Genomic DNA, 10,000 nt, shown 5'->3' with positions numbered 1-10,000 from the left:
GAAGCTTAAATCTACCACAGCTGGCAAGCCAGACAAAACAAAGTTTTCTGCTACGCCATGGTTCAGCAAAAAGTTACGACTAAATACCATTTCATACAAGAATCATCTGCTATAGCACTAAAGTACCGTTGTGGTTGCCCGTTACAGCACTTAACCTGCCTTACATAAGGTTTTGTCAGCATAGGCAGTTAAAAATGAATGTATTAATAACAGGCGGCACTGGGGGTATAGGTTTTGCGGTGGCTGAACATTTTGGCAGTCTGGGTCATCATGTGATTTTGGCAGATATCAACAGCGGTCAGCTGGAGCTTCGGCAGCAAGAACTCGAGGCTGCAGGTTATCAGGCCAGCAGTATAAAGCTGGACTTAACAGAGCAAGAGTCCATTGACGCCTGTGCTCAGGCTTATCAGGTCGATATACTGATCAACAACGCCGGTATTCAGCATGTAGCGCGACTGGAAGATTTTCCTGAGCAAAAGTGGCAACAGCTGCTGCAAGTGATGCTGACTGGACCAGCTATGTTAACCAAAGCTGTGTTGCCCCGTATGCAGCAACAAGGTTTTGGCCGGGTCATCAATATTGGATCTATTCATGCGCTGGTGGCCTCGCCCTTTAAGTCTGCTTATGTCGCGGCCAAACATGGTTTATTAGGCTTTAGCAAAGTAGTCGCCTTAGAAAACGCTAATTTTGACTTCACCATCAATACCATTTGCCCTGCTTATGTCCGTACCCCGCTGGTTGATCAACAAATAGCAGCGCAAAGCAAAGAACATAACCTGACCGAACAGCAAGTGATAGAGCAGATCATGCTGGCACCAATGCCACAAAAAGCTTTTATTGGCGTGGATGAAATTGCCAGCACTGCAGCTTTTTTATGTGAGCCGGCGGCACGGCATATCACAGCTCAGACCCTGGTGCTGGACGGTGGCTGGACAGCGCGTTAAATGTCCGGGCCCGGCACTAGACTCAGAACAACAGCTTGCTGGACAGTTGCCGAGGCATCAGGGCAGAATAAAAACATTCTGTGGCCAGTGATATGATTATGACCTTACCAGCCAGCACTATTGGCCTCGGCACCATCGCGGCTTTGTCTTTGCTGTATTTATTGGTGCTGTTAGGTGTGGGAGCTGTGGGCCGCAGGCTGCAGCGCCGTCACCCGCTGTCGCCCTGGATTTTCAGTTTTGCTTTGTCCATTTATTGCACCTCATGGGCCTTTTACGGTGTTACAGCTCAGGCCGCTGTCAATGGCTGGTGGATCCCCCCCACCTACATAGGTTCTCTTATTCTTTTCTGGTTTGCCTTTGGTTTAATAGGTCGTATCGCCATCGCCTGTCGCCGTTATCGTATTACCTCTGTTGCCGACTTTATCGCCACCCGCTATGGCCATTCCCGCCTATTGGCGATACTCACTACCCTGATAGTGCTGATTGCCATTATTCCCTATATTTCTTTGCAACTGCAGGCTATCAGCACCAGCATACAGGCGCTGGTCGTGATGCAGGACAACAGGCCCTGGTATCAGGATACCGGGCTTTATGTCACGCTTTGGCTGGCTGTTTTTGCTTTACTGTTTTCTGGTCGCAGCGCCAAAGCGCATCAGCCCAACCCGGGGTTGATGGCCGCTATCGCTTTTGAATCACTGGTGAAATTACTGGCGCTGTTGAGTATTGGCATTTTTGTCTGCTGGGGTATGTTTGATGGCATGGCGGATATTTTCAGTAAAGCCGCCGAACACCAGTCTGTGCAGCACATTCAGCAACAAGGCCAGCCTTCTTATGTGTATTGGGTGCATGTGCTGCTGGGCTTTATTGCCACTTTGTGTTTACCTCGCCAGTTTCATGTCAGTTTCGTCGAAAATCAGCAACTGAGCCATTTGCACCAGGCCCGCTGGATATTCCCTGGCTACCTGCTGCTGATGAGCGTCTTCACCCTGCCCTTGGCTTTGGCTGGTATTATGATGCTAGGGCCACAAGCCAATGTGGATTTAGTGGTACTGCAACTGCCATTAGCGGCTAACCGCACTGACATTGCTTTATTGGCCTATTTAGGCGGATTTTCTGCCGCCACCAGCATGGTGATAGTAGCCACTGTGGTATTGGGCATTATGATCACTAACGATTTACTGACGCCGCTGATTTACCGCAAACAAAACGCAGACAATCCAGGCCAGCAAAAAATCAAAGTGGTGACCTTAAGACGCTGGTCCATGCTGGCCGTGCTGTTTTGTGGGTACTTGTATTACCGCTGGATAGGCACCAGCACAGGTCTGGCTCAACTGGGTTTAATGGCTTTTGCTCTTATAGCCCAGTTAGCACCAGCTCTTATCCTTGGATTATTTAGCCAGCGGATCAACCGCCAGGGTGCTATTGCCGCCTTATGCAGTGGCCTGGCGATTTGGGCTTATATTTTATTACTGCCAGAACTGGCCAGAGCAGGTTTTATAGGAGGTGACTGGCTAATAGCCGGGCCTCTGGGTATGGATTGGTTGGCGCCAACTCAACTATTTGGCGGTCAGATTGATTCTGTCAGTTTAGGTGTGCTGTTGAGTTTAACCGTCAACACCCTGATGCTATTGGTAGTAAGCCATTTCAGCCAAACCCGTTTAGGTGAATGGTTGGAGAGCTACCGTTTCTTACGCCGCCCTAGCCAGCCCAGTTCCGACAACTCAAATCCGCTACTGAGCGTACAGGACGGATACCTACTGGTGCGGCGTTTTGCTGGTGAAAAAGAAGCGAAAAAGCTGCTGCAACGGTACAGCAAAACCGGGCTGGAACCACAGCAGTGGGCCAACCCACAGTTTATGCAAGCAGTAGAACGTAGTCTGGCTGCAGTAGTTGGCGGTGCCTCGATGCGGCTTTTACTGCAGGCTTCAGGTAAACACGCGCAGCTGCCTATTGAATCTGTTGCGCGTTTTGTTGATGAAGCCAGCCAGGTGTTCCAGTTTAATCAGGCCTTATTGCATGCCACTATCGACAACATCAGTATGGGTATTAGTGTGGTCGATGCAGATTTACGGGTCATAGCCTGGAATCAGCGTTACCTCGAGCTTTTTGCCTATCCACCAGGCTTAGTCGAAGTTGGGCGCCCGGTTGAGGAGTTGATTCGTTATAACCTGCAACGGGGTTTAGCAGGACAGGCCTTGTCTGAACAGGAAATCTGCCAGGAAATACAAAAAAGGCTGAATTATTTGCGTCAGGGCAGCAGCTATAAATTTCAGCGCCAGCAACAGGATGGCCGCATTTTCGAAATGTTAGGCAATCCGCTGCCTGGCGGTGGTTTTGTCACCACTTACAGTGATGTCAGCTCTTTTATTGAAGTCCAGCGTGAACTGGAGCAAAGCAATAATACGCTGGAACAACGAGTGAAAAGCCGTACTGCTGAGCTGGAAGAGTTAAACCAACAACTGCAGCACACCAAACAACAACTCGAAGCTACTACTGCAGCTAAAACCCGTTTTTTTGCCGCCGCCAGCCATGATTTGATGCAACCTTTTAATGCAGCAGCCTTGTTCTGTGGTCTTATCCGCCAGCAAAGCCAGCAGGAAGAAGTTAAACAATTAGCACAGAACTTAACGCAATCGCTGAATTCAGCGGAAGAGTTGCTGGCCGCTATTCTGGAGCTGACCAAACTGGACGCTGGTGTGGTTAAAGCCCAACCTGAACCTTTTGCCTTGTCTGAGTTATTGGATCAAGCTGCCCGCGAAGCGGCGGTGTTGGCCCAAAGCAAAGGCTTGAATTTTAAGTATGTTCCAACCCGTCTTGGCACTTTAAGTGACGCTAAGTTGCTTAAACGAGTGATCCAGAATTTATTGGCCAACGCGCTACGCTACACCCAACAGGGTAAAATTCTGCTGGGCGTCAAACGTCAGGGCGATCAATTGCGTATTTGTGTCTGTGATACCGGCATAGGCATCAGCGAAGCCGACCAACAAAAAATCTTTGATGAATTCCAACAAGGCAGTCAGGCCGATCAAAAAGGTTTGGGCATTGGCCTGGCTATCAGTCAGCGTATTTGTAGCTTATTGGGCCATGAGCTGCGCTTTAGTTCAGTACCAGGTCAAGGCAGTTGTTTTTATATTCAGGTCCCGCTGACCCGAGTCAGTCAACGTATTACCCCCCAGGTAAAATCCAGCCAACCGAGTCGTTTTGCCGGACAACGTATTTTGCTGATGGATAACGAAGCTGTGTTGCTGCAAGCCGTATCACAATTACTGCAAAGCTGGCACTGTGACGTCATGGCCGTCAGCTCACCCAGTGAAGCGCTGAGTGCGGTGCAACAGGGTTTTAAACCTGACTTGATGTTATTTGATTACCATCTGGATCAGGGCGCTACCGGAGTAGAGGTGGCAGTGCAACTGGCTGAGCATTTTGGCATCAGTGCACCGGTCGTCATTAACTCAGCCGATCAAAGCGGTGACATCCGCCAGCATGCGCTGAATGCTGGGTTTCACTTTATGCTCAAACCGTTAAAAGAAGTGTCGTTAAAACGCTTGTTGCAAAGGCTACTCAACTGATGCTCTTAGACGGAAAATTGCTGTTGTAAAAACTGGATCACCACCTTTAAACCCGCTTTCATATGATGGCGGTTTGGATACACCAGATGCAGTGGCAGTGGCTCTGGCATATAGTCCTGCATCACTTCCACCAGACTGCCATTTTGTAGCTCTTTTTCCACCTGGTAACGGGTGACAAACAACAGGCCCATATCGGCCAAAGCTGCATGTTTTAACGCTCTGTTGCTGTTACATAGCACCCGGCCGCACGTCAGCACTTCGATGCTTTGCTCCTGATAGCGAAAAAACCAGGTGCGATCGGCAATGGAAGAACCCGAACTTAAACATTGGTGCTGACATAAATCGGCCGGGCTTTGCGGCGTGCCAAACTCTTTAAGATAGCCCGGCGAAGCCACCATAGTAATAGGTAAACCAGGCAGAGAGCGGGCAATAAGGCTGGAATTAGCCAGACGGCCAAAGCGAATCCCCAAGTCCATTTTCTCAGCAATCAGGTCTATCACTTTGTCATTTAAATCCAGTTCGACAGATAACTTCGGATACTTCTTTAATAACTCCGGCAATAAAGGAGCTATACGTAGAGTGCCAAAAGTCACAGGCACACTAATGCGGATTAAGCCGGAGGGTTCGTCCCGCAGTTCAGATAAATGGTGTTCAGCTTTATCGGCTTGAGCCACCACTTGCTGGCAGTACTCAAAAAAGGCTTCGCCTTCTGAGGTTAAACTCAGCTGGCGGGTAGAACGCTGCAACAAACGTACATTTAAGTGGTGTTCCAGGCGGCTGATGGCTTTGCTGACTGCACCTTTGGACATATCCAGCGCCACGGCGGCCTGGGTAAAACTGCGGCTTTCCACTACTTTGGCAAATGTTGCCATATCACTTAAACGCTGAAGCAACGACATCCTTGCACCTTTTTTAATGCTGTTTTCGTTGTTGATTTTAACCGGATTTTTTCACTCTGACTGTTTCTTTTAGGAAACTATCTGTCTTTGTTGATCCGGCTAATCAAAGCAATAAGTACTGTCTACACTGCTCATTATTCAAGCAAAAGGAGGGCAACACTATGTTTAAACAAAGTTTAATTCAGGTCTTTAAAGGCTTAGCTGAGTTTCATGGTTATATGCCACCAACTCCTGCTCTGCCAACCGAATCCGACGAAACAACCGCCTGCCAACCAAAGCAGGTTGTTGTTCCTGTGCCAAAGCAACCTGCTACTGTCAGTTGCTGCTAACCACCAGTTCCTAGCTAAAAGGCGTTGCCGCCTCTTGCCCACCCAAAGCGGTGGGCTTTTTTTATGTACAGGAGGTACGGTACACCGAAAATACAGGAGCATATTTTCGGTGACGCACAATATTGCTGAGACTATTGCCGAACCACTGTTAAAAAACAAAAACTGCACCATACTTTGTACCTGTTATTTTTCAACGACAGGGAGTGCATGATGCTTTATCAGGTCAAAGCAGGAGACAGCTTAAGCAGCATAGCGGCCAGTTATTATGGCGACAGCAGCAAGGCAAGCTGGATAGCCAGCCAGAATAATCTGAGCAATCCAAACCAGATTTATCCTGGTCAGCAGCTGCAATTGCCAGATTTGCCGACCGCCACATCCACCTCACTCGTCAGTCCCGCTTTATTATCTGCTTTGTGTCCAAGCCTAAGCACTGACGCTTTAACCCGTTTCTGCAACGCGCTGGACCTGGATTTACCTAAAGCTCAAATCACACCGCCTTTATGTGTGGCCCATTTTATGGCGCAAACGGCCCATGAAAGCGCCGGTTATTCACAGCTCAGCGAAAACCTGAACTACAGCGCTTCAGCCCTGACCTCTTTATTTGCTAAGTATTTTGTTGGTGTGGACGTCAACAGCTACGCGCGTCAGCCGGAAAAAATAGCTAATCGTATTTACGCCAACAGAATGGGTAATGGCAATGAACAAAGTGGTGACGGCTGGGCTTACAGAGGCCGAGGTATTATTCAGTTAACCGGAAAAGCCAACTATCAGGCCTTTAGCCAGGATTGGGGCGTGGATGTGGTCAGCCAGCCTGATTTAGTCGCCACAGATCCGGTGTTGGCCGTGGCATCAGGTTGTTGGTATTGGCAAAAGCGCAATATTAATGCAGCGGCAGAAGCGGATGATTTAACCAAAGTGACCAAACTGATTAACGGCGGCACCACTGGCATTGACGACAGAGCACATTTGCTTGGCATAGCTAAACAACAGATGGGGCTAGATTAAACTCTGCCCGTCCATTGGGTTCAAAAAAACCGCTGGGCTCTCTGAAATTAACATTGAACCAGGAGCTGAGCGGACGACCATAAAGGTCGCCCCTACAATTTCAATCCCACTCAAGGAATTAAAATTCATCAGGCAACTTTAACTTCTCAAACATAATACCGGCCAAAGTCCGGTTATTTACATTCAGCTTGCGCAATATTGCCGATACATGCTGTTTGATGGTGGTTTCCTGTACCTGCATTTCAAAGGCTATTTGTTTATTCAATAAACCGTCGGCTATCATTTTCAGCACACGAAATTGCTGAGGTGTCAGTTGCTCCAGCCGGCGGGCAAAATCCTGATCAATAAGATCCCTGGCTTTTTCCACTTCATTCACCAGCTCAGCTGGAACCCAACTCTCCCCTGCCACAACCTGAGCTACGGCTTCAGATAACAAATCCAGCGGCGCAGATTTTGGAATATAGGCCGAAGCCCCGAGCTGTAAAGCCTGTTTAATCACAGCAGGATCTTCAATAGCAGATACCATCAATACAGAGATATCAGGGTATTCAGTGCGCAGCGAAGTTAAACCAGCAAAACCTTCGGCATCCGGCAGTTTTAAATCCAGAAAGATTAGTTCGGTATCAGGATGTTGCAGCAATAAAGCCCACAGCTGCTCCATACTATTGGCTTGCAGCAAGACCGCATCGGAACCAAGAATTTGTTGCGAAGCTTGTGCCAGAGCGACACGGAATAACGGATGGTCATCAGCAATAATTGCAATCATAACAGCGCAGTATCAACTTTATAAAACCTCTTTTCACCATACTGAACCGGGGCTTTCGCCCCGGCAAGTGTTTTTTAGCCTTCGTACCGGGCGGGGATAAACCCCGCCCCTACAATCCTTGTCGCCTCCAATTACTTTGGCTACGCCTTTTATACCTGAAGGCGCAGACAAGGGCGGGAAAAACCCCGCCCCTACCACATCAACAGCTTAGAAACGATATCCCAAAGTTAAGCTATAAGTTCTTGGGTCGCCATAGTAGGCCGTAATGGTTTGCTCACCGGCCAGCAGCGGGAAGTTGTAACCTGCGATACGGGTTTCTTTATCGCCTATGTTACGCACCTGAGCCGACAAGTCCCAGTGACCATCATTGGAGTACCAGGTAGCTCCGGCGTTGAAGAGGGTATAACCACCAAAGTCCAGCACGGACGGCACTTCAAATATCTGAGTGTCAGCACGGTACGAGCCCATAACGTTATACACAATTTCGCCTATACCAGCACTTTGGGTGTATTTCAGACCTAAAGTCCCAGTCCACTCAGGTGTATTGGCAAAAGACCACAGGTTAGACACATCCACCGAGCTTTGTGACGCAGGGTCAAAAAATATCACTTCGTTAAATTTGGCGTCTGTGTAACCTAAGATACCTGTCAATTCCAGGTTGCTGGTCAGAACGGAGATCATCTCCACTTCAAAACCGCGGATATCAGCGCTGGCCGCGTTCAGTACCTGAGAAGCTACAGTATTATTGACAGCCCGCTGCACTGTCACCTGCATATCGTCATAACTGGAGCTAAAAGCTGCAGCATTTAAACGTAAAGTGCGATCATTCCACTCACTTTTAAAACCAAGTTCAAAGGTATCAACTGTTTCTTCCTGATACGGATCGCCAGCATTAGGGTTTATAGACTGGTTGCCACGCATATCAAAACCACCGGACTTAAAGCCGTCGGTATAAGAGCCGTACCACATAAAGTTGTCGTTGCTCTGGTATTCAAAACCTACACGAGGTGAGAAATGACTGAAAGTCTCACTGCCTTCAAAGTCCGACTGCACAGCAATAGGAGTTCCGGCGTCGCGCGGTTTTTTATAGCCTAAATACACAAAACGATACACTTCGGCGTCTTTATCGTCTTTGGTATAACGGCCGCCTAAAGTGAAAGACAGCTTGTCTGTGTACTGATAACTACCCTGTGCATAAGCAGCCACACTGTCGGTGTCGACACAACCGCCGTTTTCAGTGGTAACACCCAAGCCCTGCACCAGCACAGTACCAAAAGCACCACAGGCTTCGCCTTTAAAGTAATACAGGCCGGATGCCATCGTCAGTTTGTCGCCGTTAAACAATAACTGCAGTTCTTGTGAAGTTTGTTCATCTTCATAAAAGGCGGGCACGTCCAGCGAAGGTAAACGGGTGGCATCAAAGTCGATATTGGTGTCTGTCACGCCCTCACGTTTGGCAGTAATAGATTTAAAGGTCCAGTCATCGCTCATATCCCAGGTTATAGTCAGTGACTGACCCTCAGTCACTACTGAGTTATCCGCCGGCATACTGGTATTGGAATCAAATACGCTTTCAGGTGGAGTTTCTTTAGTGATCAAACTGGGAGTCAAACGATGGCCACCTTTAGAGTTTGAATCATCTTCGGTACGGTCAGCGGCAAAACTAAAACGTAAATGATCTGTCGCCTGATACTGCAGGCTAACACGACCAGTCAAAATGTCTTTGTTGTAGTTTTCTTCACCTGTATTGAGGTAAGTGCCGAAACCATCCCGGTTCAACGTAGCTAAGGCAGCACCAAAAAACAGCTTGTCTGTTAATGCAGTTTGACCGGCAATTTTAAAGTCTTTTTGACCATAGTTACCCAAAGTACCGCGTAAACTGAGCTCATTGTCACCACTCAATGGCTTAGTGATGTATTTCACTGCGCCACCTATGGTATTGCGACCGTACAAAGTGCCCTGAGGGCCACGCAACACTTCAATACGCTCGACATCGTACACGTCCATAGCAGCGCCTTGAGGGCGGGCCATATAGACATCATCAATATAAATACCAACTCCTGGTTCAAAACCCCAGAGTGGATCCTGCTGACCTATACCGCGGATATAAGCTGTTAAAGTGCTGTTGGTGCCACGGGAGACCTGCAAAGTAGTGTTCGGCGAATAAGCCTGCACTGCGGTTAAGTTTTCAATGCCACGCTGCGCCAAAGCTTCAGCGCCTATAGAGGTGACAGCAACTGGCACTTGCTGCAGGTTTTCTGCCGTTTTACGGGCTGTCACCTGAATCACTTCCAGCGTCGCTTCTTCTTGTTCTGTTGTTTGTGCTGCAGCCTCGTCGCTGGCCTGTTCTGCCAACACCGGGTTAATTAAAGCTGCCCCTATCAGCACTGCTAATAAAGTAGGTTGGAATACAGTCTTCGTCTTGTTATTGTTATGGGCCATCTGGCTTCTCCTGCTAACTTGTCCAGTACCACTCTAGGCTGTCCTG

7 protein-coding genes are annotated in these 10,000 nt (G+C 48.4%); 4 read left to right on the top strand and 3 right to left on the bottom strand.

Features of this window, described 5'->3' with window-relative positions:
* Nucleotides 1-194 precede the first annotated feature (194 nt).
* Both LDL40_RS09720 and LDL40_RS09715 read left to right on the top strand, forming a co-directional pair.
* Entirely contained in the window at nt 195-944 is a 750-nt protein-coding gene (locus tag LDL40_RS09720) for a 3-hydroxybutyrate dehydrogenase (RefSeq protein WP_300995126.1), read from the top strand.
* A gap of 92 nt (nt 945-1,036) precedes the next feature.
* Entirely contained in the window at nt 1,037-4,513 is a 3,477-nt protein-coding gene (locus LDL40_RS09715) for a PAS domain-containing hybrid sensor histidine kinase/response regulator (protein WP_300995125.1), read from the top strand.
* A 5-nt stretch (nt 4,514-4,518) separates the two neighbouring features.
* Here LDL40_RS09715 and LDL40_RS09710 read toward each other — a convergent pair whose 3' ends face one another.
* The gene (locus LDL40_RS09710) at nt 4,519-5,412 is read right to left on the bottom strand and encodes a LysR family transcriptional regulator (protein WP_300995124.1); all 894 of its coding nucleotides are present in this window, start codon (nt 5,410-5,412) and stop codon (nt 4,519-4,521) included.
* Between the two features lie 161 nt (nt 5,413-5,573).
* Between LDL40_RS09710 and LDL40_RS09705 the strand changes: the two genes are divergently transcribed.
* Together LDL40_RS09705 and LDL40_RS09700 are read left to right on the top strand one after the other, a co-directional pair.
* Complete coding sequence (locus LDL40_RS09705) at nt 5,574-5,741, top strand: hypothetical protein (protein ID WP_300995123.1); 168 nt, start codon at nt 5,574-5,576, stop codon at nt 5,739-5,741.
* Nucleotides 5,742-5,948: 207 nt separating this feature from the next.
* A complete protein-coding gene (locus LDL40_RS09700) occupies nt 5,949-6,746 on the top strand; it encodes a glycoside hydrolase family 19 protein (protein WP_300995122.1) in 798 nt (265 codons plus the stop codon).
* 118 nt (nt 6,747-6,864) lie between these two features.
* Here LDL40_RS09700 and LDL40_RS09695 read toward each other — a convergent pair whose 3' ends face one another.
* Together LDL40_RS09695 and LDL40_RS09690 are read right to left on the bottom strand one after the other, a co-directional pair.
* Nucleotides 6,865-7,512 carry a response regulator transcription factor gene (locus tag LDL40_RS09695; RefSeq protein WP_300995120.1) on the bottom strand — a complete coding sequence of 216 codons (648 nt, stop codon included), beginning with the start codon at nt 7,510-7,512 and terminating at the stop codon, nt 6,865-6,867.
* A gap of 207 nt (nt 7,513-7,719) precedes the next feature.
* Nucleotides 7,720-9,954, bottom strand: a complete 2,235-nt coding sequence (locus LDL40_RS09690; RefSeq protein ID WP_300995119.1) for a TonB-dependent receptor — start codon at nt 9,952-9,954, stop codon at nt 7,720-7,722.
* Nucleotides 9,955-10,000 lie beyond the last annotated feature (46 nt).

The sequence above is a fragment of the Rheinheimera sp. genome (assembly GCF_020217005.1).
GTDB lineage: Bacteria > Pseudomonadota > Gammaproteobacteria > Enterobacterales > Alteromonadaceae > Pararheinheimera.
The sequence above is the reverse complement of the archived record's forward strand: the minus strand, read 5'-3'. Positions and strand labels throughout refer to the sequence as shown.

What these genes read in the sequence shown, in the direction of transcription:
- LDL40_RS09720 (WP_300995126.1), top strand. Translation starts at nt 195, where the DNA reads ATGAATGTATTAATAACAGGCGGCACTGGGGGTATAGGTTTTGCGGTG.
- LDL40_RS09715 (WP_300995125.1), top strand. Translation starts at nt 1,037, where the DNA reads ATGATTATGACCTTACCAGCCAGCACTATTGGCCTCGGCACCATCGCG.
- LDL40_RS09710 (WP_300995124.1), bottom strand. Translation starts at nt 5,412, where the DNA reads ATGTCGTTGCTTCAGCGTTTAAGTGATATGGCAACATTTGCCAAAGTA.
- LDL40_RS09705 (WP_300995123.1), top strand. Translation starts at nt 5,574, where the DNA reads ATGTTTAAACAAAGTTTAATTCAGGTCTTTAAAGGCTTAGCTGAGTTT.
- LDL40_RS09700 (WP_300995122.1), top strand. Translation starts at nt 5,949, where the DNA reads ATGATGCTTTATCAGGTCAAAGCAGGAGACAGCTTAAGCAGCATAGCG.
- LDL40_RS09695 (WP_300995120.1), bottom strand. Translation starts at nt 7,512, where the DNA reads ATGATTGCAATTATTGCTGATGACCATCCGTTATTCCGTGTCGCTCTG.
- LDL40_RS09690 (WP_300995119.1), bottom strand. Translation starts at nt 9,954, where the DNA reads ATGGCCCATAACAATAACAAGACGAAGACTGTATTCCAACCTACTTTA.